Origin of the sequence: Geomicrobium sp. JCM 19038 (assembly GCF_000698125.1) — a bacterium.
GTDB lineage: Bacteria > Bacillota > Bacilli > Bacillales > Marinococcaceae > Geomicrobium_A.
The window spans coordinates 98,925-122,108 of record NZ_BAXA01000003.1 but is presented as its reverse complement, the minus strand read 5'-3'; the positions used below and the strand labels follow the sequence as shown (position 1 = coordinate 122,108).

Sequence of the window (23,184 nt, the reverse complement as noted above, 5' to 3'; positions counted from 1 at the left end):
CTGCTGTAAGTTTTGACGGGCTCTGTCTAATTAGACGTTTCTTCCGACGGATTCTACATTCTTCAGACATCGCTTTTTTCATTGCCTTACGATAAAAGACAAATAATTCAATCAATAAAAATAAAAAAAACGGCGTTTTCCTTCCACTTAGAAGAAAAACACCGGCTTAATCGATTAACCCACTCTACTCGTGGGGACAAGTGGGGGATTTATTCGTAATAGACGAGATGTTGATACTCTTCAAACGTTGCACTAAACAAGAGGGTTCGTAAACGTTCAATTCCAATCTCATTTATTACTTGGACGATCGTTAACATTCGCTCTTGTGGTTTACCGTTAGGCGATAAGTGAGCTCCGCATGAGTGAGTTTGTTAATGTCAACGTCCGCTTTGTGGTACTGCCAGCTGTCGATTCTGTCTCGCATCGACTCAAATGTTCGTTTCATTTCATTTAAACGACGATCACTATATCGTTCTTCGCTTCTAGAAAATGAAAGAAGCGCTTCTCTCATTTCTTTCTCCGCTTCTTCTAGAAGGCTGACACTGCGTTCATACAGTTTCTCACTGTCCACTTTATGGTACAGCTCTTTTAGCTCTTCTCTTCTTGCTCGTGTACCTTCTGAAACGATTTCTAAAGGCGTTTTTTGGCTAACGCGAATGCCCTTTTCGCTACGTCGGTTTACAAACGTTTGTTGTAAGCGCAAGGTGACAGGAGGAACTTTGCGGTTAAATTGATGGAAAAATGGCTTAAGCATCGACCAATATTTAATTTCACCTGGACCTGCTACAAAATACAATACAGGCAACATCTGCTCTTGTACAAACGGTCTCGTAAATACGTTGCTACTAAAGCGCTCAGGATATTCTTGAGCTTCTTTTGCCCATTGTTTCGACGATTGATTAAAGCGATGATCACTAATTGAAAGCGTTCCGTCTTCATTTGCAACGAGCTTCTCTCGATAGCCGTCGATATGGTAAAACAGATGAGCATGATCTTTGGAAAGGGTAATAAACGGTTCTTCCCCTTGCTCTTCCATACGCTCACTGCTTTTCACAAAGCTTTGGCGTACATCTTCATTTTGCAAAAGCAGCGCTTCAAATATGTTCCCCATCATCTTTCTAAAAATTGGTTCTTCAGGGTCAATGAGCACAAGCCCTTCATCTTTAAAGATCCAAGACATCATCTCAGCAAAGAAATGAGTGAACGTGCTAGAACGTGCCGCGAACTGTTGCAGCTTGTCACGCAATGATTTCGTGTGGTCCGTTTCACCAAGCGCGATTAGAATCTCATCAATCATCTTCTCTATCGCTTCACGTTCAAGAGGCTGATGCGTCACTGGCGCCCCTGCTTTCGTCTCTCCAGTATACTTCACTCGCTTTACACTACCCGTTGTGCTGTGTACATACACGTGGTTCACTTCATCAATATCATGATCTTCTCCAGCGATCCAAAAAACCGGAATTACTGGCGTTTGCAGACGCTCTTGTTCGACCTTCGCTTTTTGGATGATCGTTAAGGCTTTAGCAATTGTATAGATCGGTCCAGTAAAAAGACCTGCTTGCTGTCCCCCTACGATGACCGTAGCGTTTTGATCTTTTAATTTCTCAATTTGCGCTAACTGCATGTCATTGTATTCAAATTGCTGATGATATTCGCGCAGCGCCTGACGCAAATCATCGTGGTTTAACTGATAACTCTTTAATTCTTCAAAGCGTTCGGTTGAATGACCGATCGGTCGATAATCAAACAAACATTGAACTTCATCATCGCCACTTGCGTATCCACTCAACCATTTATCCAAATTCATTGAATATCTTTCTATTGTCATGATTCCCGACCTTTCTTGACGAGTTCGTGCGTTCACATCAAGCTTATGCTGTGAAATATGTAGTTACACTCGAAAGGATTCCGATGCATAACAACGTAACATAAATCGGCACTAAAACGATAAAATACGTTCGCCAAATCGCTGTAAATAACTTTCTACCGTAAAGATCGCCGAACTTCTTCCACTGGGCAAATGTTAACCACATACCAATGAATAAAAACACCAAGCAATCCAAATAAAGCCGATCGTAAACAGTTCATACCAAATCATCATTACTGCAAAAAAGAAAAACGGCACACTACAATCTGCAGCAATTTTTAACGCCCTCGTTTTATTGCTCATAAAACGTACAAGCAAAACTGATAGTAACAAAAAAACGACGAGCGGAAAAGTAATAAGCACTGTAAGTAAAGTAATCATCGTCAAGTCTCGCTACAACTCCCTTCGAGCAGCAGCAAAGGTGTCTATTCTTTTGGTGTACGCAGCCCATTCTCTACTACCCAGTTTAGCATAACCCAATAAAGAAATGCTTAACTGTCTTTCAATGATTTTTGTCGTCACCTACGACAAAAATGTTAATTTATAGTAGTATAGAATTGTAATACAGACAGCGAAGGAGGCACTTCATTGGACGTACAAATTGAGCAACTCCGAATTAATTACAAAACACTTGAGGATTTTAAAGCATTCCGGGAAGTTGGCATTCAAGAACTTTCTATGAAAGAAGAATTAGAGCAAGATATGATTGAAAATAACAGCAAGTCTCCTTTTTTCGGCATTTACATCGGGGACAGGCTCGTAGCGAGAATGTGTTTATATGAGATTGACAAGGCATATGACTTATATTTCTCCCCAGCACAAAAATACTTAGAGCTTTGGAAACTCGAAGTTCTTGAACCTTATCGTAACCAACGTTTTGGTAAAGCACTCGTTGAACACGCGAAATCATTTGGTTATCCAGTTAAAACAAATGCACGCCAAGGATCTGATCAGTTTTGGCTAAATATGAAATTTGATGCGGTACATTACGATGAAATTCGTGATCGTGGAGAGAACCCTTACGTTTGGTACCCATCTAATGTAAAAGCACAAACCTTACAAAAAGACGAGTCGCAATAATTGCGACCCGTCTTTTTTTATATTCGCGAATGACTTTTCGCTTTTTCTAGAAGTGAGATAAACGATTGGTAATCATGTTGAACAGCTTTTAGTTCTCGTTCTACTTTCGTAAGCTTTAAGACGAGCGCTTCGTTTTCTAATTGCTTTTTCTGTAATTCACTCTCAATCCTCTTTGTGTACAACTCTGATTCATCGAGTGTTTGCAAGTAATCAATTACATCTTTCATGCTACTTAACGTAGAACTTGTTTTAGTTGTTACATCCGCTACACTTGCTACTTCTGCATGCGCTTGTTCATAATGACGATTCTCTTTTGCTGCCTCAATTTCTTTCGTATATTGCTTTCGAATGGTCGCATTCCAGCGAAAGCCACACGCAGCTGCCGTTCGCTTTAAGCGACTGCCTACTTCTTCAAAAGCTTGTAATTGTGTTTTTCCTTCTCGAATGTGAGCTAATACGAGATCACTTAGTAACTGATCTTCCTCTTGGCTCCAGGCGTCTTGACGAATTGCTGTCATTTCCATCCCTCCAACCCTCATAGTAAGTAGAATCCGATATGTACTTTTATGCAAGAATTCGTAAGTCTATGATTCATAAGAGAAATTAAAAAAAGCCCCTCTATCATATTGATAAAGGGACTTCCTTACTGTTTACGCTTCTACAACACTTTCACCTTTGTACGTTCCGCATGATTTACATACGCGGTGTGAACGCTTAAGCTCTCCACATTCCGGGCATTTTGTCATACCTGGTACAGCAAGTTTTACGTGCGTACGGCGTTTGTTTTTACGAGTACTAGATGTTTTTCTTTTAGGTACTGCCATGTCTCTTGCCACCTCCTTTAACAAATCGATACTACCTTAAACATTATCCATTTCAACATGCATGAAGCTACGCGCAACCATCTATGATCATCTTCATTATTGATCGTTTTGAAAATACTTAGCTAAGTCTTTCAAACGGGGATCAATGGCGTTTTGATCATCATCATTCTCTTGGCTTTGCTTTTCGCTTAATTCCCAACCGTTTCCAGATGTTAGTCCATCTTTTTTAAGGTCTTCATCTTCATTAATGACACGAATTGGAATTACAAGTAGAATGTTCTCCTTAATATATGGGAGAAGATCAACATAACCATTTTCCGGTTCATGCAGCGTTTCATCTTCATCATCAGTTACTGGCAAACCATCAATTCGAAATCGCTCAATAATGTCAATTTCAAATGGAGACGTTGTATCGACCAACGTGCGAGCGCAAGGCAACACGAACGTACCTGTCGCTGTAAACTGAAAGGTCGCATACTGGCTAGTAATCTGAACAAAACCTTTGATATGAACAGGTGAGATATCACGCAGTTCTTGATCGCGTTCTACAAGTTCAGATACGTTCACATCCTTCTCGAAAGGGATTGTATCTTGACGGCTTGTTAGAAGCTGTTGAATCGTCCAGCGCATTATTTATCACCTCAAAGCAACAAAAGTAATTATAGCTGTCATTATGCTTGTTTGTCAACATTTTTTCTTTACATTATACTGTAAGCGAACGATGATTTCACATTCAAATTACGAAAGAAGGGTGATTATGAAAGCAATTGGGCTTATCGTGGAATACAACCCTTTTCATAACGGTCATCTCTATCATTTACAAACCTCAAAAAAACATGCGAAAGCAGACGTCGTCGTTTGTGTCATGAGTGGGTATTTTTTACAACGAGGCGAACCTGCAAGTTATTCGCGACAAACGCGTACGAAGCTCGCCCTTGATGCAGGTGCTGATCTAGTCGTTGAACTCCCCTACGCTTATTCTAGTCAACATGCAAGCTTGTTTGCTCGAGGAAGCGTTTCAATTCTTAACGACTTACTCATCGACTCGTTTTACTTTGGTAGTGAATACGGTGACATTGATGCTTTTAAGGAATTAGATCAGTTTATGCAACAACATGAACAAACGCTAGAATCGCACGTAAAAAAACGCATGAATGAAGGAGCGTCATACCCTAGAGCACAGTCTGAAGCATTTCTTGAATTAACACCACCTACGACGTTCCCAGATTTAAGTCAACCGAATAACATTCTAGGTTATCAGTACGTGAAATCCGCAAGGGAATTAAACGCTTCGATTCAGCCTGAAACAATTCAGCGCACCGGAAGTGGATACCATAGCGAAGACCTTGAAGAAAAAAGTGCAATCGCCAGCGCAACTGCAATTAGACGGGCACTGTCAAACGATGAACTTGAAGACATTCGCCCTTTCGTGCCAAATGAAACGTACGCTGCACTAACCGAGCATCCACTCGTGTCGTGGGATGACTATTACAAGTACTTACAACATGAATTATTAACGACTGACATCACAGTTCTTGCTTCTTACTATGACGTTCAAGAAGGATTAGAATATCGGCTAGTCAACGCAGCAAAAAAAGCTGACAGCTTCCAATCGTTTATGAATCTCGTAAAAACAAAACGATACACCTGGGTTCGAATTCAACGTACACTCGTCCACATTTTAACAAAAACGACGAAAGCGAGCATGGCTGACGCATTAGGTGCGAACCGTCAACCGTCTGCGGTTCGTTTGTTAGGATTTTCTAAGGTGGGTCAAGCCTATTTAAGCAAAGTTAAGAAAGAAACAACACTTCAACTGTACGACCGTCCGCCGAGGCAAAAAAACGCACAAATGCGACTCGATGAAAAAGCCGCATTTGCTTATTGGAGCTATTTACCAACTTCAACCAGGCCTGACTTCTACCAACGCGAATACGAGAAACCGATCGTTTTAAGCGACAGAACGTAAATAGTCAATCGCTTCTTCAAGTGTAGAAATTGGGACGACTTGCATGTCGGTATTGATGTCTTCTGCTGCTTCTATGGCTTGTTGATAGTTTGAAAGTTCACCAAGCTCTTCATCATTAGGTGCAAAGAAAATGTCGATGCCGGCTTGATCTGCAGCAACGATCTTTTGAGAAATGCCTCCGATTCTGCCAACATTTCCGTCTTCATCAATGGATCCTGTGCCTGCTACGTTAAGTCCTCGTGTAATATCATCCTCTTGCAATTGATTATAGATTTCTAACGAGAACATTAACCCTGCAGAAGGGCCACCAATGGCTCCTGCCTCAATCGTAACTTCCGGATCAAATGTCACGGTGCGGTCATTAACAGGATAGATAATCCCTAACCCGACTGCATCCTCTGGCTGACCATTCTCTTCTCCTGCATTCGGGAATGTTTGCATTTCAACATCAACTTGTATTTGTTCCCCTTCACGAATGACGCTTAACACCGCTTCTTCACCTTCCATTTTCTCAGACAATGCTTCGGTTAGTTCTGTGAAATTAAGAATCGTTTGCTCATCGACGCCAATGATTAAATCACCGGCTTCTAGTACATCTACTGCACCCATTCCATCAACAAACTGAGTAACAAAAACCCCATTTTCTTCGATATCTACACTTGCTCCCGCTGCTCGGTAGGCTGCAATTTTTGCAGCATCTTGAGATTGCCTCATCGACTCGACTTGGCGATGGTGGTATTCTTCATCACTTTCGTTCTCGGTCATAATCATCTCTTCTGGTGTTAACACGCGGTACGGGCTTAAAAACGACCATAAATACAAAAAGGGGTTGGCTCGACTTTGCAAAATTGTCGTTAAGTAAAACTCTCCCTCTTCAAGGTCTGAACCCCCTTCAACCGTAATGATTTCTTGAAGACCAGTGGCATCTCCAGGTTGAGAATAATAATAACCAATTGGGATCTGTTGAATCAAAAGTACAGCGAGTAAGCTAATTGCTATGATCCACAGCGTCTTTGTAGGTTTACTTCGGTTGTTCTTCTCGCTCATCGCTTCTCCTCCCAATTCAATATGCGCCGTCTTATGTCTTCTACGTAATGACTGGCTTCTACTCTCCCTTGTTCAACGAGTGCTTCAATTTCTTGAAAAGCGACAGTACTATGCTGCTTCAAAATCGGTCGCATCAGCACATCAGCTTGGAGCCATTTGCTTTCCACGATCTCTCTTCCCATAATTTCCATACTTTGCATTATCACATCATAAATCGACGTAATCGGTGGGTCCTTTGGAAAAAATGAAACATCAACCGCAATCACGATATCTGCGCCCATGTTGCGAACCGCTTGAATCGGAACACGATCAACAATCCCACCATCAACGAGAATCTTGCCATCATATTGTACGGGTACAAAAATGCCAGGAATTGAAATGCTCGCTCGAACGGCTTTTGAAATGCTACCCGAATCTAGAATGACTGATCTCCCTTTTTGCAAATCCGTCGTAACGATTGAGAGTGGGACCTCTAAGTCTTCGATATTTTTGCCTTGAGTGAGCATATAAATTAATTCTTCAATTCGCTTCCCATTGATGAGCCCCATTTTCGGAACCGTAAAATCAACAAAGTACTTTCGTTTAAACAATGATGCTAATTCTTCCAAATCAGTCGCTGAATGTCCAAGCGCAAATAGCGCACCAACGAGTGAACCCATACTACTGCCTGCAATATAATCAATCGGAATATTTTCTTTCTCAAATACGTCAAGGACTCCGACGTGAGCAATTCCCCGCGCTCCGCCAGAACCTAAAGCAAGACCAACTTTCGGTTTTCGTTGTTCCACATTTCACTCCTCCGTTTAATACCAAAGAAATGACTTCTATGATAGCTTACCAGTCTTTCGAGACTCATTCCTAATTTTAAAAGAAAACGAGAGCTCGTTCTATTTTTGTGAACGAAACGTAATTATGAAAGTACAATGCCTTGTCCTGAGTCCACCAATGAGGAGGCTGTTCTTTTGTCACTTTCAAAATGGAATTCTCTTTTTCTAGCTTGTTCTGTACTTTTAATGGCAGCCTCATTAATGCTCTTCCCTCAACATTCATTGGATGCATCATTACGAGGGTTATCGATTTGGTGGGACGTCGTTTTTCCGTCGTTACTACCGTTTTTTATAATTTCTGAGCTTCTCATCGCCTTTGGCGTCGTTAGTTTTCTAGGCGCCTATATGGAACCATTAATGAGACCGTTATTTCGTGTGCCAGGCACTGGTGGTTTTGTATGGGCAATGGGACTTGCCAGTGGCTATCCAGCAGGTGCAAAACTTACGGCACGCCTTTGGAAAGACAAACGAATCACGACGATTGAAGCTGAACGTCTCGTTGCATTTACGAACTCTTCAAACCCACTATTTCTGTTCGGGGCAATTGCGATCGGTTTTTTTCATGACCCTGCTCTCGGAATTGTTCTCGCGTTTGCCCATTACGGAGGCAACGTCCTCGTCGGAATGATGATGCGATTTCACGGGGGAAATCACATTCAGACGAGGCAAAAAAAGAAACGCTTTCCTTCCTTAAAAGAAGCTTTTCACATGTTACATGAAGAACGTCTTCAAGATACGAGACCGATTGGACAAAAACTTGGCGATGCCGTTCAATCATCGGTACAGACGCTATTAATGATCGGTGGTTTCATTATTCTATTCTCTGTGTTAAATGAAGTTCTTTCTTTGCTGCACATTACGCAATGGTTGGCACTGATCGTGACATTGGCATTAATGATCTTCCAATTCCCGACCGAGTTAAGCGTACCAATTATTTCGGGACTTTTTGAAATGACGCTTGGTAGTCAGCTTGTCAGCACAACGACAGGAGCAACACTAAAAGAGCAAGCCATCATCGTTAGTTTCTTACTCGCATTTGCAGGGTTTTCCGCTCAAGCACAAGCTGCAAGCATTCTCGCTGCTACCGATATTCGATTTAAACCATTCTTTTTTGCAAGGGTCATGCAAGGTGTCTTCGCTGCAATATTAACGTTTTTCGTATTTGATTGGCTGTATCAACCTCGTGTACAAGAAACGGCGTCTGGAGGCGCGTCACAAAACTTCCTTGCAACGTTCATGGATGCCTTTTACACGTGGGGTCCGATCGTTACACTCGTTACATTGCTCATCTCTATTGTCATTTGGCACCAAAGACTGATCACAAATCGTTAACGTTGATATTTTTCACGTAGCGCACGCTCCACAGGAGGTGGCACGAGGTCTTCTGCATTTCGCCCATATCGAGCCACTTCTTTTACGATGCTTGAACTTAAGTAAGAGTAATTGTTATTTGTCATCATGAAAAACGTCTCAACTGACGATTCTAACTTTCGATTGATTGAGGCGTTTTGCATTTCATATTCAAAGTCACTAACCGCTCGTAACCCTCTCACAATGACACTTGCATTCTTCTCTTTAACATAGTCAACGAGCAAACCTTGAAACGAGTCAACGGATACGTTGTTAATATGTGTTAACGACTCTTCTAACAATTGCACACGCTCTTCTACTGAAAACAATGGTGTTTTTCGTTGATTGTTTAAAACAGCGACGATAATTTCGTCAAAAACTTTTGCGCCGCGCTCAATAATATCAATATGTCCATTCGTAACAGGGTCAAAACTGCCTGGATAAACTGCGATCGTCGTCATATCCTTATTCCTCACTTTCACTCATTCGATACATCGTAATTGTCGTATCTCGGTAGCGTTTTTCATGGACGGTTTCAAGCGACTCGATCTCTTTAGGTAACGTGACACTCGAATCATGTTCACATACAATTACACCATCTGGATGCAAGAGAGTACCGCCTACAATCGCTTGAATATCTTCTTCAATCATTTGCTGTTTGTAAGGTGGATCGATATAAATAAAATCAAATTGAATACGTTCACTGCTAAAACGTTTAAGTACTGATTGCGCACGTCCTTGATGAATGGTTAAGCGTTGGTCGACACGGCAATGTTTCGCATTTTTCGTAATCGTTGTAATCGCTTCTTTTGAAAGTTCTACAATGTGCATTCGTTCCATGCCACGACTGATCGCCTCAATCGATATGGCTCCACTTCCCCCATAAAGATCAAGACCAATGCCTCCATCAAAGTAAGGTCCAAGTCGATGAAATAACGCTTCGCGAACTTTATCAGCAGTCGGCCTCGTTGTATTTCCTTTTACAGCTTGTAATCGCATCCCCCGCTGTTCTCCTGCTATGACACGCATCGTTAACTTCCTTTCTATCTTGCATTCATAAAACCCTTTTAGTTTATCATACCTTGAAAGTGACAATTCAAGAAAAAGATTCACATCGGTTTGTATATTCTTGCACGTTTACGGACATGATAGAGTTAGCAACATGATCCCATGTTGCAAGTAACCGCGGAGAACGCTTACGTTTCCCCATAAGCGCTTCCTCCGGTTTCTCCTCTCCCATTGCCTGTCGATAACAACAGGCTCCGCGTGTCCATATGGGCGCGCGGCTTTTTTTGTATAAAAGAAGCTTGAGTATGAGTACTCAAGCCATTAAGTATGCAAATGTTCATTTGTTCTTTCCAATTGAGTGTCGTCTTCGAAATTCAAATCAAGTTCCCTTCGAACCGACCATTCTATGTTGTGGACAAAATTCAATCGTCCAATTTGTTCGGATACACTGTTGGCATCGTCGACATTGCAATATAAGACAACATATTTCATTTTCTTAGATACGTATTGGACGTGTCCATACTTGCGTAAATGTCTGACGTGTTTTAACGATTGTACCCAGACTACTAGTCCTTGTCTTTGTTGATACATAGGTACCGCCCCTTACGGTAAAACCGGAATGTTATTCCATTAGTTTATCATGGGAACAAGTTAGTGACAACGCCGTCACAACGTTGCCATCGTTTGTACTCATGACTCTATTCAAAAACAAGAGTGATGACTACTCAGTTTCCATGAAAAAGCAACGAAGTCTCACGCCTTTGTGCTTGCATGCCTATGGAGAAAATGATATTATATGTTCACTTTCATATGTACGTTAATGATCGAAATGCGATGACAGGACAAGTAAAAGGACGTTATGCCACAGAGAGCGAAGCAACCGCTGAAACCTTCGCGCCACTAACTCCTTTGAAACCTACCTTGAGCAGTCAGTTAACCGCTGACCGTTTACTCTGCGATAAAGAGTACAAGTGAACCACATCGCTGTGGTTAATCAAGGTGGTACCGCGGAAAAGCTCCTATTTCGTCCTTAATACGGATGAAATAGGAGCTTTTTTTCGATTGAGGTGACGAACATGAACACAAAACGCATCGTCATAAAAATTGGCAGTAGCTCACTGGCAAAGCGTGATGGTGGAATTGCTCACGAACGAATCATTCACTATAGTCGTGCCATTGGTGAACTACACCAACGAGGGTACGAAATTATTCTTATATCTTCAGGCGCCGTGGCTGCAGGCTTTCAAAAAATTGGCTACCGAACACGACCGACGACGACTGCCAAAAAACAAGCAGCCGCAGCAGTTGGTCAAGGGTTGTTAATGGAAGCTTACGAAAAAGCATTCTTACAGCAATCGATTGCTGTAGCGCAATTGCTATTAACGAGAAGCACGTTTTCCCACGAAGAGCAATACAACAATGCCTACCAAACATTGGCTGAGCTTCTCAGGAGACGAGTCATTCCTATTATTAATGAAAATGACTCCATCGCCATTGAAGAACTAACGTTTGGTGATAATGACTGGCTTTCAAGTCTTGTTGCAGGTCTATTAAACGCCGATCAACTGCTTCTACTTACGGATGTTGATGGCGTTTATAACGCCCATCCAAGTCAACCTGACGCAAAAAGAATTGAGCATTTAACTGTCATTACCGATTCATTTATTAATGAGATGGATGACAAACGATCGAGCCTTGGAACTGGTGGTATGAAATCGAAGCTAGAGGCTGCTAAACGAGCGCAATCGCTAGGAATAAATACGTTTATTGGTCGTGCAGAAAGTGAAGAGGAATTAATCCGAGCAGTCAATGGAAACGGCAAAGGAACGTACGTTGAGCGTCAACCGAATACGTGGACGAAAAACCGACAATGGGTCGGTCTTCATTCGGAAATTGAAGGGCGTATTATGATTGATGATGGAGCAAAGGATGCGATGCTCTACCGTGGTAAGAGCTTACTAGCGGTTGGAATTAAAAAAGTCGAAGCATCATTTGAAAAAGGTGCAATTATTGCAGTCTACGATCGTGACGGGTTACTCGTCGGTAAAGGTCGTTCTTCATTATCTTCAAATGAATTAGGAACAGCAAACGAGACTTCAATCGTTTGTATTCATAGAGATCATTGGGTAAGCCATCAGAAAGGACGGATGATTGATGAGTCTAACAAAACAACAAGCGATCGCTTGTAAACGAGCGAGTAACGCTATTGCAAACGCAAGCCTTGAAAAGAGAAATGAAGTATTACGTCTGATTGCACAAGGTTTAGATGAAGCGAAAGACGTCATTCATGATGCGAACTTAAAAGACATCGATGATGCCGTACAAAACGGAATCTCAAATGAATTAATTGATCGCTTAACGTTAACGCCAGATCGAATTGAATCGATGAAAGAAGGGTTATTCACTCTCATTGACCAACCGGACCCATTACGAAAAGAAACCGAACAATCGTGGACACGAGAAGACGGACTCGTCATTAAAAACGTCCGCTCTCCGTTAGGCGTTATAGCAATGGTGTATGAAGCCCGTCCAAATGTCACAATTGACGCAGGAAGCCTTTGTCTAAAAGCAGGTAACGCTTGTTTACTAAGAGGAAGTTCATCAGCGAAACGTTCAAATGAAGTGCTCGTAACGGTGATGCAAGATGCCCTTACGAAAGCAAACTTATCCCGAGACATCGTTCAACTCATCTCTCCAGATTCAAGGGAGAGTGTGAATGAACTCGGTCAATTACGAGGACTTGTTGACGTGATGATCCCTAGAGGAAGCGCCTCACTGATCCAAACCGTTCTCCGTCAATCGATCGTACCGGTGATTGAAACTGGCGAAGGCAACTGCCACCTCTATATTGAAGGAACAGCCGATAAACAAATGGCCATTGACCTTGCCATCGATAGCAAAACCGATCGCCCTTCTGTCTGTAATTCAGTCGAAACGATTCTCGTAGACCGTGAATGGGCGACCCTTCACGGTCATGACTTGATTCACGCGTTAATTGATAAAGGCGTGACCATCTATGGTGATAGCACATTGCAAGCCTTAAACGAAAACGTCTTACCTGTCACCGAAGAACACTTTGAAACGGAGTTTCTTGATTACGTCGTTGCAATGAAAACCGTTAACGATAGCGGAGAAGCGATCCGTCACATTGATCAGTATAGTAGTCATCATTCAGAATCGATTGTCTCGAACAATGAAGCGATCGTGGAGCGTTTTCAACAATTGATTGACTCAGCTGCTGTGTACCATAACGCTTCGACTCGCTTTACGGATGGTGGAGAATTCGGATTCGGTGCAGAGATTGGCATTAGTACGCAAAAGCTTCATGCAAGAGGACCTCTTGGTCTTGAAGCACTCACAACGAACAAGTACGTCATCCAAGGAAGTGGACAAACGAAAGGAGTTCAATATAGTCATGAAACCTAATCTGTTGTTTGTTGGAGCCGGGGCTATGGCTGAAGCGATCATCGCTGGTGTGCGTGCGACTGATCAAACGAAACAAACGACGATCAAAGCGATGAATAAATCCAATCAAGAACGCTTAGCGTATATGAAAGAACGCTATGAGATCGAAACATTAACCGATGTTAAGGAAGCAATGGACGAAAGTGACGTTGTCGTGCTGGCAATGAAACCAAAAGACATTGAATCTGCGATCATTCAACTACGACCTTTTGTAACGAAACATCATGTATTTTATTCTGTACTTGCAGGAACAAAAACGGACTATATTTCTTCATTACTCGGTACGAAAAATGCCGTGATACGAGCTATGCCGAACACTTCCGCAACGGTCATGCAATCAGCAACTGCGATTTGTAAAGGTGAATATGCAACGGATGAAGACGTTGAACTTGCACGATCGTTGTTTTTACACGTCGGTACTGTAACGACGGTAACGGAGACACAAATGGATGCCGTTACCGGCATTTCTGGAAGTGGTCCTGCGTACATGTACTATGTTATTGAAGGCTTGATGGAATCAGCAGAACGCGCCGGTATTGGCTCTGATGAAGCGAAACGATTAATCGTTCAGACGATGATCGGTGCTGCCACTCGCTTTAGTCACACTGAACAAACACCAAAAGAGCTCTATAAAGAAGTGATGAGTCCTGGTGGGACGACTGAAGCCGCATTTAAGCATCTCGAAATGTTTCAAGTGAAAGAACACATTGCTAAAGGTGCCGATGCGGCCATCGGTCGATCTAAGCAACTTGGCGACTACGATGTGGATCATACTTCAATCGGAGGTTAAGTGATACGTGAGCTCAGATAAACATTGGCGCCTCAAACTTCAAGACTTCGTTGAGCATCGCTTTTTTACGATTGTCGTGATGCTCTTTATCTTTGTTAATGCGGTCATCGTCGGTCTTGAAACGTACCCAGAACTGTACATTCCTTATCAAGAATGGTTCTACATTGCTGACCGTGTGTTGCTTTGGATTTTCACCGTTGAAATTGTGTTACGACTCATTGCAAGCGTTCCATTTTATACGTTTTTCAAGAGCGGTTGGAACTGGTTTGACTTCTTGATTATCTTAGCCGGTCACTTATTTGCAGGTGCACACTTCGTGACGGTACTCCGAGTGCTTCGTGTACTTCGAGTGCTTCGTGCGATCTCTGTCATTCCGTCATTACGAAGACTCGTTGATGCACTCATGCGCACAATCCCTTCCCTCTTCAACATTATGTTTTTAATGAGTCTCGTCTTTTATATCTTTGCTGTCATCGGTACGATGTTATTTGCGTCAATCTCTCCGGAGTATTTCGGAAGCCTCGGGCGCTCTGTATTGACGCTCTTCCAAATTGTAACGCTGGATTCATGGACAGAAGCGGTCATGCGACCGATTTTAGAGATTGAGCCATGGAGTTGGATTTACTTTATTGCGTTCGTTTTAGTTGGTACGTTTATTATCTTTAACTTATTCATCGGGGTGATCGTAAACAACGTTGAAAAGGCAAATGAAGAAGACACCGCAAAACATAGTACCGAAGAAACAGACTATCAAAAGCTTCACAACGAATTACAAGAAGTAAAACAAATGCTTCGAGACATAAAAAACTCGGATCCAAAATAGGATCCGAGTTTTTGTTATTGGGTTACTTTAGCGAAGAATTCTTTGTACAATGCTTGTAATGCATCATCGGCTTCACGTTCTTTTACTCCAAACGTAAGTGATACTTCTGAGGAGCCTTGATTAATCATTTCTAAGTTAACACCTGCACCTGATATTGCTTGCGTTGCTCTTGACGCAAGACCGACGGTCTCGTGCATGCCTTCTCCTACAACCATTACCATCGCAAACCCGTGTTCAATGTAGCAGTCATCGACACCGAGTTCATTTTGAATGCGATTAATAAGGCGATTCTCGCTATCAATAGAGAACTGAGATGTTCTTAAGATGACTGACGTATCATCAATTCCAGAAGGTAAATGTTCATAAGATAGTCCTTCTTCTTCAACCATTTCTAAAAGCCTACGTCCAAATCCAATCTCGCGGTTCATTAAATATTTTCGAACGTAAATAATACTAAACCCTTTATCAGCAGCAATTCCGGTTACAGGAAAGTACGTATTCTCTTCTTTACGACGAGCGGTAATTAATGTCCCTTCACTTGATGGGTTATTCGTATTCTTAATGCTTACTGGAACGTCATGTTGAAATGCTGGAATTAACGCAACATCATGAAAAACTGAAAAACCAGCATACGAAAGCTCACGCATTTCCCGATACGTCATATGGTGGATCTCTTCTGGATTTTCAATGACATTTGGATTTGCTACATAAACCGAATCAACATCTGTGAAATTCTCATAGAGAGAGGCCTTTACACCAGCAGCTACAATAGCACCTGTAATGTCTGAACCACCTCTTGGGAATGTCGTTAAGATCCCTTCCTCGGTATACCCGAAAAAGCCTGGGAATACGATCACGCGCTCTTCATCACGTAATGCTTTTAATTGTTCGTAAGCTTCTGGAATCACACTAGCGTCCCCTGGTTCGCCTTCAACGAGAAGTCCAGCTACTTTCGGATTCATATAAACTGCATCAATGCCTACATTCGAAAAGTGTGCTGCGATTAATTTCGCATTATTGTCCTCGCCTGCGGCTTTCATTTGATCCATAAATTGATCCTCATTGTCCGCTTTGCTATAAAAGTCAACGCGAGCGTGAAGGTCTTGTTCTACTTCTTCAATCGCTTCACTAGGCAATGCGAGCTCTTTTGCAATCGATTGATAGCGCTCAATCACTGCTGCAAGCGCATCGTCTGTTGATTGACCTTTACTACACTTCTCACCTAAGTCAATCAGCATATCTGTTACTTTAATGTCGTCTTTCGTTCGTTTTCCCGGTGCTGAAACGACAATAATTCTTCGTTCAGCATCTTCTTGTACGATATTCGTAAGCTTTTCAATTTGTGGCCCACTCGCCACTGATGTTCCGCCAAATTTTACAACTTTCATTTACTCTCTCTCCCTTTTTCTTGGTGTACATTCATAGCTATAGGCGGTCTTCTTCCGACCATTGTTGTTCTCCTAGTCCAAATAATTGCAGCATCGCGAAAAAGATGGGGACGTCTGATTGGGTGTAAAAATCAGTGGAGCATGAAGACTCTGCATCATAATCCAACGATTTGGCATGGCCAAACGTCGTCTCTTGAAGGAAGTTCGTCATTTCTGCTTCATCAAAACACGAAGGAGCTGCATACGTTTGTGTCGTATGATCAATGATCGTGCGAGTATCACTCGGGCACTCACGCTGATCGGCACAAACATTCCACCGATAATAAGAATTGCAACAACAGATAATAGCGTAATGACAATTTTTTTATCCTTGCGTTTCATATACAATCCCTTTCGTTCCTATATCTTCTTTTATTATACTTAGATTCTTAATTAGAATCTAGGAATATCCTTTATTGAGACCGCTAAACGTCGTTCATTTCTTGACAATTTTTCAAGGAACTTCTACGATAATACATAAGATTGTAAAAGTAATGTGTTCATTTTTCTTCACTCGTAAGGGGATCTGATGTTATGACGCTCAACGTTTTGAAAAATCGTCAACTGATGACGAAAGAAATTAATGATCTAATCGTCTCTCACGAAAAAGTTGCACACGTTCAACTAGAGAACCGACTTGATCATGCATTACTTGTTCTCATTAAATCGGGATATACAGCCGTACCTGTACTTGATCGTGACTACCGAGTGAAAGGTCAGATTAGTAAGACAGAAATCTTAGACTCTATTCTCGGGTTAGAGCAATTGGAGATGGAACGCCTTCATGATATTACTGTGGAGACGGCCATGAACAAAAACATCCCACGATTACGCACGGACGCTACATTCCAAAAAGCATTAACGACGTCAATTAATCATCCGTTCATATGTATTGTTGACGAAGACGATGCCTTCGTCGGAATTTTAACGAGACGATCAATTCTCGCCTTGGTTCACAGATATTTGCAATAAAGAAAAGCTATTAAGAATCAACTGTTCTTAATAGCTTTTTTATGGAATCAACTACAGCTACAGCTCCCACCTGATCCGCATCCCCCACTACAAGACGAGGAGTCAAAGTAAGGATTTGAAGAAGGAACTTTAATAAACGGCGACACTGAGCTTGCCAGTAGCTCACCAATCGAAGATAACAACTTCTCTAAGTCCCGTTCTGCTTTCCGAAATGCAGCGACTGTTTCACACATGTCCATTTCGCGCTTTGCTAGTCGCATAGCTTTCGTTACTGTATGATAATCTGGATGGTATTTACCAAACCGTTGAACTTCTTCAAAACGCACCTTTTCATCATTAAAGGCTACGATACAAGACGTTGCGTAAGCATCTTCGTTCATTTCTCTTTTTGTATCGAGATAAGTAGTGTACACATCACTACGAGTGATCATAAAAGAAAGTTCTTCGGAAACATCCAACAGGTCAACAGGTGTTGATACGACACTTTGCACTGTAAAACACCTCCAAACCCCAGTATAACATGCGTAGAGTTACAATTGAATGGTTTCCTCATATTCATGTAGTAACGAACCTTTTTCATCATAGAGTTCGATGACTAATTGGTGCTTCCCACTCGGAACGTCTTTAAGCATAAATGCGGCTTGCTCGACTTTTTCTTTTTCCCCATCAAGAGTGACGATGAAATAGCCTTTTGGTCGTTCCTCATCATGACGATTAAACGTCACTTCTGGAACATACGTTTCAACATAGATCGTACTCCCAATTTGGTGCGTTTGTATTTTTGTTTCAGTATTCTCAGTAGACACTTCTTGAATGGCTGGCAACGGTTCAATCGTTATATCGCTTTGCACGAAAGGTGACATGAGTAGCATAATCATCCATACGGACATAAAAACGACCTCCTTTGTCTTATTATGCCAAAGAAGGCCTAAAACTATGCTACCTACGGAACATGCTTAACAAACTCATCGTCATCCCAAGTCCTTGGTTTACTTTAGCTACTCGTTGGGGCCACGTTTGACCGTTGAATACTTTCGCTTCTTTCTCCATGTCAACGAGCTGTTCAGGATGCCGTGCGAGCTTACGGTACCATGTCGGTTCTGCACGTAAATAGCGCTTAAGATCTGGACGACTCCGAATGTATTCCATTACGTCACTTCTCATCGTATCAACCGCCTTTTAAAACCCTCTAAAGGAAAACGGATTATCCCTCGTGCTGCTACGAACTGGAGCACCTGTATTTTGGAACTGCCCCATTAGTTGTTGCACGTTGTTCATCACACCACTAAATTGACCTAAATAACCTTGAAGCTCGTTTACGTTCATTTGACCAAGTTTGGAGACGACAGAGGCAACGGTTGGGTTGTTATCAAGTAAGCCTTGTAAATTGCTCGAAGCTCCCCTTGTGTCTGTACTAGTTGCTTCTTGATGTCCACCAGTTCCTACTTGTTCAGTTGGAGCTGCAGTCGTACGCGCAAATCCTTGCCAGCTTTGATCGTCTGATCCTAAAATACTCCAATCTTGATATAACGCATTCCATGAACGGCGTCCTTCACGGACTTCCTGAATTAACCCTGGATGATTTTTGACAAATGCCTTAAAATCAATCACCGAAGGTCCATGTGCTCATCTGGCATGATACCCCCTCCTTTTGCTTTTACATTACGCATCCACTCTTGTCTATGTTCATCAAAATTCCTTATGCTAGCAATTGCATATTTAAGCGTTTTTCTATAAAATAAAGAATGGATTGAGCCTTTTAGGAGGGAACGGGATGAAAATAACAGACTTCAACTTTCCAGACAAAGAATTGAAATTTGGAAACTTGCTTCCAGTCATGGACAAGCACGGATTTATCCACGCAGAACAATGGGATTACGAACGTGTTACCTTTGATTATGAAATGAAAGACGAACGCGAAGGTGCCACATACTTCTTACGAGTACCTGCCTACGCAATCGACGGAGATATTCCAGGGGAAGATACGGTCGTTAAATTAATGACGCCGATTCTCGGTAGACATTATTACCCACACGGTGTCGAGTACGATGAAGAGTTCCCAGACAAAATCGTTTCAAAAGTGAAGTCTAAACTTCAAGGCGTTGAAGAAGGATTAACAGACTTCTAAATTGTTAAGACAGCTGTATACTCAGCTGTTTTTCTTTTTACGAAAAAAGCGAGAACGCATGAATAGCGTACTCGCTTTTTTGTCATTAGCCGTAATAAGGTGAGATCATAATGTAGATTAGTACACCTGTAATACTCACATAAAGCCAAAGCGGCATCGTCCAACGAACAATCTTCTTATGTTTTGTTACTTGATTAGTCATACCCCAAATGACTGAAAACAGTACGAGTGGCACGATAATGGCTGCGAGTGGAATGTGTGTAAGTAGAATAAAGTAATAAATCCCTGCCATAATCCCTTCGCCACCGTAAGGTGTCGAGTCTGCAAGTAAATGGTGTGCCACATACGTTACGAGGAACAACGTTGTTGTCGATAAAGCTGCATAAATAAACCTACGATGTACTTTTACGTTGCGCTTTATAATTGCATAGAGTGCTGCAAGCAAGAACACCGTCGTAAAACTGTTATAGATGGCGTTCATCATCGGTAAAATCGTCACATCAAACGACGCTTCAGCGCCTAGCCCGTCCATAAAAAACAATAGAGCGATTAAACCATTAATTACGATGGTTAACGTGACGACAATCCACGTGTAATTTTTGTTCGTTTTCGGTACATAATCTGCGTTTCCCAAAGAAAACAACCTCCTGTCGTTTCCATTATACTGCAACGACTACTCACACTCAAAACGTCTCCTTGACGATTATATGACAAAAGAGCGACCGAATTTGGCCGCTCTTTCTTGTCACTTAGTATTTCGTTACACCGATTAGAAGCATTAACGCAACAATCGTAGGAATAACGAGTACGATTCCGGACACAATAAACGTATTCGGCCAACCGTGGTCTTTATCCTTTAAGTGCATGAAATAGTAAAGTTGTAAAAACAACTGGATCCCTGCTAAACCTAGAATAAACGGAATCGCAAATGATCCTGGAACGACATCAGCACCAACAGCAATAAATGCAAGCAGTGTGATTGCGATCATAAAACCAAATGCAATCGTTTGAATTCGTTGCTCCCGATTAATCTTTCTAATTTCTTCAGGAGTCATTGAGCTTTTCTCAAACGGTTGAGATAAATTTTCACCCATTTATGATCAACCTCCGATTCCCATTAGGTAGACAACCGTGAAGATGAAAATCCACACGACGTCGATAAAGTGCCAGTAAAGACTAGCTACGTAAAACTTTGGAGCATTCGTAAGCGTAATTCCCGATTTGTTGTAACGGATTAATAACAAACTAATCCAACATAAACCGAACAATACGTGGGCTCCGTGCAAACCTACTAGTGCGTAGAAAGATGATGCAAATGCACTCGTCGTAAATCCAAGTCCATAATGTACATATTCCACAAACTCATAGATTTCAAAACCTAAGAATGCAGTACCGAGAGCAACCGTGACCCACATCCAAATCTTCATCTTCTTAAATTGATTTTTCTTCATCGCAAACATTGCGAACACACTCGTTAACGAGCTTGTAAGAAGAATCATCGTCATAATAAAGACGAGTGGCAGTGAGAAAATATCCGCCGCTTCCGGACCAGAACCTGTTCCGTTACGTAAACCTAAGTACGTTCCAAAGAACGTGGCAAACATCGTTGTTTCACCGGCAAGGAACACCCAGAAGCCAAGAAACTTGTTCTTGCCTTCTAAGGTTGCCTTTTCCGGGTGGGAAGGAAGTCCTTTGGATAAATCAGTTGTTTCAGCCATTCGTTCCCACCTCTTTCTCCATCTGCTCAACGGTTTCTTTCGAAATATGATAACCGTGGTCTTCTTTCACAGAATGCAAGGCCATTGAGCCGAATGTAATAATTCCACCGACAGCAATTACAATCCAAGGACTAATAATCGCATTTTCCATGTTTAACATAATGAAACCAAATCCGGCGAAGAATAGTCCAAGACTAATCGTAAACGGATAGATTGAACCGTTTGGCATGTGAATGTCACCAATTGGCTCTGCTGGCTTCATCGTTCCATCACCATGAATCTTTTCATAGAATAATGGATCAAGAGAACGAACTTGTGGTGTTTGAGCAAAGTTGTATTCAGGTACTGGTGTTGGTGTCGCCCACTCAAGTGTACGACCATCCCAAGGATCTCCACCTTCGCGAGGTGATTTCATTGCAGAATATACAACGTTAATTACGAGCAAGATAATTGCCGCACTCATTACAAATGCACCAATCGTAGAGATCATGTTCATCGTGTCCATCCCTTGACCTTCAAGGTATGTATACACACGACGTGGCATACCGATGAGTCCAAGAATGTGTTGAACGAAGAATGTTAAATGGAAACCAACATAGAACATCCAGAACATAATTTTACCTAAAGTTTCATTAAGCTTATGACCGAACATCTTCGGATACCAGTAGAACGTTGCACCGATGAGTCCTAGAACGATACCACCTAATATGATGTAGTGGAAGTGGGCAACAACGAAATACGTATCGTGGTACAAGTGGTCAACTGGTGCCATTGCAAGCATAACCCCTGTTACACCACCGAGTACGAACGTCGGTACGAATGACGACGCACAAAGCATTGCCGTATTAAATGTGAGCTTACCGCCCCACATCGTAAAGAGCCAGTTAAAGATCTTAATACCGGTAGGTATACCGATAATCATCGTAGCAATCGCAAACACAGAGTTTGCAATCGGACCAATGCCGACGGTAAACATGTGGTGCATCCATACCATGAAACCGAGGAAACCGATGATTAGTGTTGCAAATACCATTGCTGTATAACCGAAAAGACGTTTCTTAGAGAATGTCGGGATAATTTCAGAAATCATACCGAACGCTGGTAATACGAGAATGTATACTTCCGGGTGTCCGAAGATCCAGAAGATGTGTTGCCAAATGACAACATTACCACCCTCACCAGGGATAAAGAACATACCATCAAACATACGGTCTAGCATAAGAAGTGCAAGACCAGCTGCAAGTGGTGTAAATGCAAATACGATTAAGATTGATGTAACGAGCGTCGTCCAACAGAAAAGTGGCATACGCATCATCGTCATACCAGGTGCACGCATGTTGATGATCGTTACGATAAAGTTAATCCCCGATACGAGTGTACCAATACCGGACACTTGTAAACCGAGTACGTAGAAGTCAATTCCAAGTCCACCGTAATCACGGCTTGCGAGCGGAACGTACGACGTCCACCCTGCATCTGGTGCTCCTCCGAAGAACCAACTCAAACTTACGAGTATTCCCCCGAAGAAGAACAACCAGAAACCGAGGGCGTTCACGAACGGAAACGCGACGTCTCGTGCACCGATTTGCAGTGGCACGATGTAGTTCATAAACGCGAATAATAGTGGTGTTGCTGCTAAGAATAGCATGATCGTACCATGCATCGTAATAAATTCATTAAATGTCTGACCACTTAAAAAGTCATTCATCGGGAACATCAATTGAATTCTCATAAAGACGGCCATTAGGCCGGCTTTTAAGAAGAACAATGTACCCGAGATGAGATATAAGACGGCCAGCTTTTTATGGTCGACAGTCGTCAACCAATCCCAAAGCACACTCTTTTGGAGCGTGTTTGTAGCCTCTCTTACCACGTGGATTAGCCTCCTT

At 42.1% G+C, this 23,184-nt stretch carries 29 protein-coding genes, 1 pseudogene and 1 other annotated feature; of the genes and pseudogenes, 9 read left to right on the top strand and 21 right to left on the bottom strand.

Annotated elements, in window-relative coordinates; all coding sequences use genetic code 11:
* Positions 1–310: 310 nt before the first annotated feature.
* Both bshC and JCM19038_RS25355 read right to left on the bottom strand, forming a co-directional pair.
* Positions 311–1,828: a bacillithiol biosynthesis cysteine-adding enzyme BshC gene (gene bshC / locus JCM19038_RS05405; RefSeq protein WP_042415427.1), complete on the bottom strand. Its 1,518-nt coding sequence runs from the start codon at positions 1,826–1,828 to the stop codon at positions 311–313.
* 43 nt (positions 1,829–1,871) lie between these two features.
* Positions 1,872–2,248, bottom strand: a pseudogene (locus JCM19038_RS25355) (DUF3397 family protein).
* A 207-nt stretch (positions 2,249–2,455) separates the two neighbouring features.
* Here JCM19038_RS25355 and JCM19038_RS05395 point away from each other — a divergent pair.
* The gene (locus JCM19038_RS05395; RefSeq protein ID WP_042415421.1) at positions 2,456–2,947 is read left to right on the top strand and encodes an N-acetyltransferase; all 492 of its coding nucleotides are present in this window, start codon (positions 2,456–2,458) and stop codon (positions 2,945–2,947) included.
* Positions 2,948–2,964: 17 nt separating this feature from the next.
* Here the strand turns inward: JCM19038_RS05395 and JCM19038_RS05390 are convergent, their stop codons facing one another.
* From JCM19038_RS05390 to JCM19038_RS05380, 3 genes are all read right to left on the bottom strand, one after another.
* Entirely contained in the window at positions 2,965–3,465 is a 501-nt protein-coding gene (locus tag JCM19038_RS05390; RefSeq protein WP_042415779.1) for an RsfA family transcriptional regulator, read from the bottom strand.
* A gap of 132 nt (positions 3,466–3,597) precedes the next feature.
* Positions 3,598–3,771 (bottom strand): 50S ribosomal protein L32, encoded by a 174-nt coding sequence (gene rpmF, locus JCM19038_RS05385; RefSeq protein ID WP_042359825.1) that lies wholly within the window; start codon positions 3,769–3,771, stop codon positions 3,598–3,600.
* Between the two features lie 96 nt (positions 3,772–3,867).
* A complete protein-coding gene (locus JCM19038_RS05380; protein WP_042415419.1) occupies positions 3,868–4,401 on the bottom strand; it encodes a DUF177 domain-containing protein in 534 nt (177 codons plus the stop codon).
* A gap of 127 nt (positions 4,402–4,528) precedes the next feature.
* On the opposite strand from JCM19038_RS05380, the gene JCM19038_RS05375 reads away from it, so the two are divergent.
* Positions 4,529–5,740 carry a nucleotidyltransferase gene (locus JCM19038_RS05375; RefSeq protein ID WP_042415415.1) on the top strand — a complete coding sequence of 404 codons (1,212 nt, stop codon included), beginning with the start codon at positions 4,529–4,531 and terminating at the stop codon, positions 5,738–5,740.
* Here the strand turns inward: JCM19038_RS05375 and JCM19038_RS05370 are convergent.
* Both JCM19038_RS05370 and JCM19038_RS05365 read right to left on the bottom strand, forming a co-directional pair.
* Positions 5,723–6,787 carry a SepM family pheromone-processing serine protease gene (locus tag JCM19038_RS05370; RefSeq protein WP_042415412.1) on the bottom strand — a complete coding sequence of 355 codons (1,065 nt, stop codon included), beginning with the start codon at positions 6,785–6,787 and terminating at the stop codon, positions 5,723–5,725. The two genes, JCM19038_RS05375 and JCM19038_RS05370, sit on opposite strands and share 18 nt — an antisense overlap.
* Complete coding sequence (locus JCM19038_RS05365; RefSeq protein WP_042415409.1) at positions 6,784–7,575, bottom strand: patatin-like phospholipase family protein; 792 nt, start codon at positions 7,573–7,575, stop codon at positions 6,784–6,786. The genes JCM19038_RS05370 and JCM19038_RS05365 overlap by 4 nt, the downstream gene beginning before the upstream one ends.
* A 174-nt stretch (positions 7,576–7,749) precedes the next feature.
* Between JCM19038_RS05365 and ylbJ the strand changes: the two genes are divergently transcribed.
* A complete protein-coding gene (ylbJ, locus tag JCM19038_RS05360) occupies positions 7,750–8,946 on the top strand; it encodes a sporulation integral membrane protein YlbJ (RefSeq protein WP_193745051.1) in 1,197 nt (398 codons plus the stop codon).
* Here ylbJ and coaD read toward each other — a convergent pair.
* The 3 genes from coaD to JCM19038_RS05345 all read right to left on the bottom strand — a co-directional run bounded on the left by coaD (position 8,943) and on the right by JCM19038_RS05345 (position 10,563).
* A complete protein-coding gene (coaD, locus tag JCM19038_RS05355; protein WP_042415403.1) occupies positions 8,943–9,425 on the bottom strand; it encodes a pantetheine-phosphate adenylyltransferase in 483 nt (160 codons plus the stop codon). The two genes, ylbJ and coaD, sit on opposite strands and share 4 nt — an antisense overlap.
* 4 nt (positions 9,426–9,429) lie before the next feature.
* Positions 9,430–9,993 (bottom strand): 16S rRNA (guanine(966)-N(2))-methyltransferase RsmD, encoded by a 564-nt coding sequence (rsmD, locus tag JCM19038_RS05350; protein WP_042415400.1) that lies wholly within the window; start codon positions 9,991–9,993, stop codon positions 9,430–9,432.
* A gap of 300 nt (positions 9,994–10,293) precedes the next feature.
* On the bottom strand, positions 10,294–10,563 hold the full coding sequence (locus tag JCM19038_RS05345; RefSeq protein WP_042415397.1) for a YlbG family protein: 270 nt from the start codon (positions 10,561–10,563) through the stop codon (positions 10,294–10,296).
* Positions 10,564–10,797: 234 nt separating this feature from the next.
* Positions 10,798–11,007 (top strand) — a binding site (T-box leader).
* A 41-nt stretch (positions 11,008–11,048) separates the two neighbouring features.
* Here JCM19038_RS05345 and proB point away from each other — a divergent pair.
* From proB to JCM19038_RS05320, 4 genes are read left to right on the top strand one after another with little or no spacing between them, the layout of a single operon-like run.
* Positions 11,049–12,161, top strand: coding sequence for a glutamate 5-kinase (gene proB, locus JCM19038_RS05335; RefSeq protein ID WP_042415390.1), 1,113 nt, complete (start codon positions 11,049–11,051; stop codon positions 12,159–12,161).
* A complete protein-coding gene (locus JCM19038_RS05330) occupies positions 12,127–13,398 on the top strand; it encodes a glutamate-5-semialdehyde dehydrogenase (protein WP_042415388.1) in 1,272 nt (423 codons plus the stop codon). Before proB ends, JCM19038_RS05330 begins: the two co-directional genes overlap by 35 nt.
* Positions 13,388–14,227, top strand: a complete 840-nt coding sequence (proC, locus tag JCM19038_RS05325; protein ID WP_042415386.1) for a pyrroline-5-carboxylate reductase — start codon at positions 13,388–13,390, stop codon at positions 14,225–14,227. Before JCM19038_RS05330 ends, proC begins: the two co-directional genes overlap by 11 nt.
* Positions 14,228–14,234: 7 nt before the next feature.
* Positions 14,235–15,050, top strand: coding sequence for an ion transporter (locus tag JCM19038_RS05320; protein WP_042415384.1), 816 nt, complete (start codon positions 14,235–14,237; stop codon positions 15,048–15,050).
* Between the two features lie 14 nt (positions 15,051–15,064).
* On the opposite strand, the gene JCM19038_RS05315 is transcribed toward JCM19038_RS05320, so the two are convergent.
* The 3 genes from JCM19038_RS05315 to JCM19038_RS22650 are packed head-to-tail and all read right to left on the bottom strand — an operon-like array spanning position 15,065 to position 16,819.
* On the bottom strand, positions 15,065–16,438 hold the full coding sequence (locus tag JCM19038_RS05315) for an aspartate kinase (protein WP_042415382.1): 1,374 nt from the start codon (positions 16,436–16,438) through the stop codon (positions 15,065–15,067).
* A gap of 37 nt (positions 16,439–16,475) precedes the next feature.
* Entirely contained in the window at positions 16,476–16,649 is a 174-nt protein-coding gene (locus tag JCM19038_RS22655) for a hypothetical protein (RefSeq protein ID WP_193745050.1), read from the bottom strand.
* Positions 16,646–16,819: a hypothetical protein gene (locus JCM19038_RS22650; protein ID WP_193745049.1), complete on the bottom strand. Its 174-nt coding sequence runs from the start codon at positions 16,817–16,819 to the stop codon at positions 16,646–16,648. Before JCM19038_RS22650 ends, JCM19038_RS22655 begins: the two co-directional genes overlap by 4 nt.
* Positions 16,820–17,011: 192 nt before the next feature.
* Between JCM19038_RS22650 and cbpB the strand changes: the two genes are divergently transcribed.
* Positions 17,012–17,449, top strand: a complete 438-nt coding sequence (cbpB, locus tag JCM19038_RS05310) for a cyclic-di-AMP-binding protein CbpB (RefSeq protein ID WP_042415379.1) — start codon at positions 17,012–17,014, stop codon at positions 17,447–17,449.
* Positions 17,450–17,496: 47 nt separating this feature from the next.
* On the opposite strand, the gene JCM19038_RS05305 is transcribed toward cbpB, so the two are convergent.
* Genes JCM19038_RS05305 through ylbD form a run of 4 tightly spaced genes read right to left on the bottom strand, consistent with a single transcriptional unit; the run spans position 17,497 to position 19,060 of the window.
* Positions 17,497–17,940, bottom strand: a complete 444-nt coding sequence (locus tag JCM19038_RS05305; protein ID WP_081831629.1) for a YlbF family regulator — start codon at positions 17,938–17,940, stop codon at positions 17,497–17,499.
* 39 nt (positions 17,941–17,979) lie between these two features.
* Positions 17,980–18,339, bottom strand: coding sequence for a hypothetical protein (locus tag JCM19038_RS05300; protein ID WP_042359834.1), 360 nt, complete (start codon positions 18,337–18,339; stop codon positions 17,980–17,982).
* Between the two features lie 49 nt (positions 18,340–18,388).
* Entirely contained in the window at positions 18,389–18,613 is a 225-nt protein-coding gene (locus tag JCM19038_RS05295; protein ID WP_042359835.1) for a YlbE-like family protein, read from the bottom strand.
* Between the two features lie 15 nt (positions 18,614–18,628).
* Complete coding sequence (gene ylbD / locus JCM19038_RS05290) at positions 18,629–19,060, bottom strand: spore coat protein YlbD (RefSeq protein WP_042415377.1); 432 nt, start codon at positions 19,058–19,060, stop codon at positions 18,629–18,631.
* 163 nt (positions 19,061–19,223) lie between these two features.
* Here ylbD and JCM19038_RS05285 point away from each other — a divergent pair, with 163 nt between their 5' ends.
* A complete protein-coding gene (locus tag JCM19038_RS05285; protein ID WP_042415374.1) occupies positions 19,224–19,577 on the top strand; it encodes a YugN family protein in 354 nt (117 codons plus the stop codon).
* 85 nt (positions 19,578–19,662) lie between these two features.
* Here JCM19038_RS05285 and JCM19038_RS05280 read toward each other — a convergent pair whose 3' ends face one another.
* From JCM19038_RS05280 to ctaD, 4 genes are all read right to left on the bottom strand, one after another.
* Positions 19,663–20,211 (bottom strand): DUF420 domain-containing protein, encoded by a 549-nt coding sequence (locus tag JCM19038_RS05280; protein ID WP_042415371.1) that lies wholly within the window; start codon positions 20,209–20,211, stop codon positions 19,663–19,665.
* A gap of 115 nt (positions 20,212–20,326) precedes the next feature.
* A complete protein-coding gene (locus tag JCM19038_RS05275; protein ID WP_042359838.1) occupies positions 20,327–20,671 on the bottom strand; it encodes a cytochrome C oxidase subunit IV family protein in 345 nt (114 codons plus the stop codon).
* A 6-nt stretch (positions 20,672–20,677) separates the two neighbouring features.
* Positions 20,678–21,295, bottom strand: coding sequence for a cytochrome (ubi)quinol oxidase subunit III (locus JCM19038_RS05270; protein ID WP_042359839.1), 618 nt, complete (start codon positions 21,293–21,295; stop codon positions 20,678–20,680).
* Positions 21,288–23,168 (bottom strand): cytochrome c oxidase subunit I, encoded by a 1,881-nt coding sequence (ctaD, locus tag JCM19038_RS05265; RefSeq protein ID WP_042415370.1) that lies wholly within the window; start codon positions 23,166–23,168, stop codon positions 21,288–21,290. Before ctaD ends, JCM19038_RS05270 begins: the two co-directional genes overlap by 8 nt.
* Between the last annotated feature and the right edge of the window lie 16 nt (positions 23,169–23,184).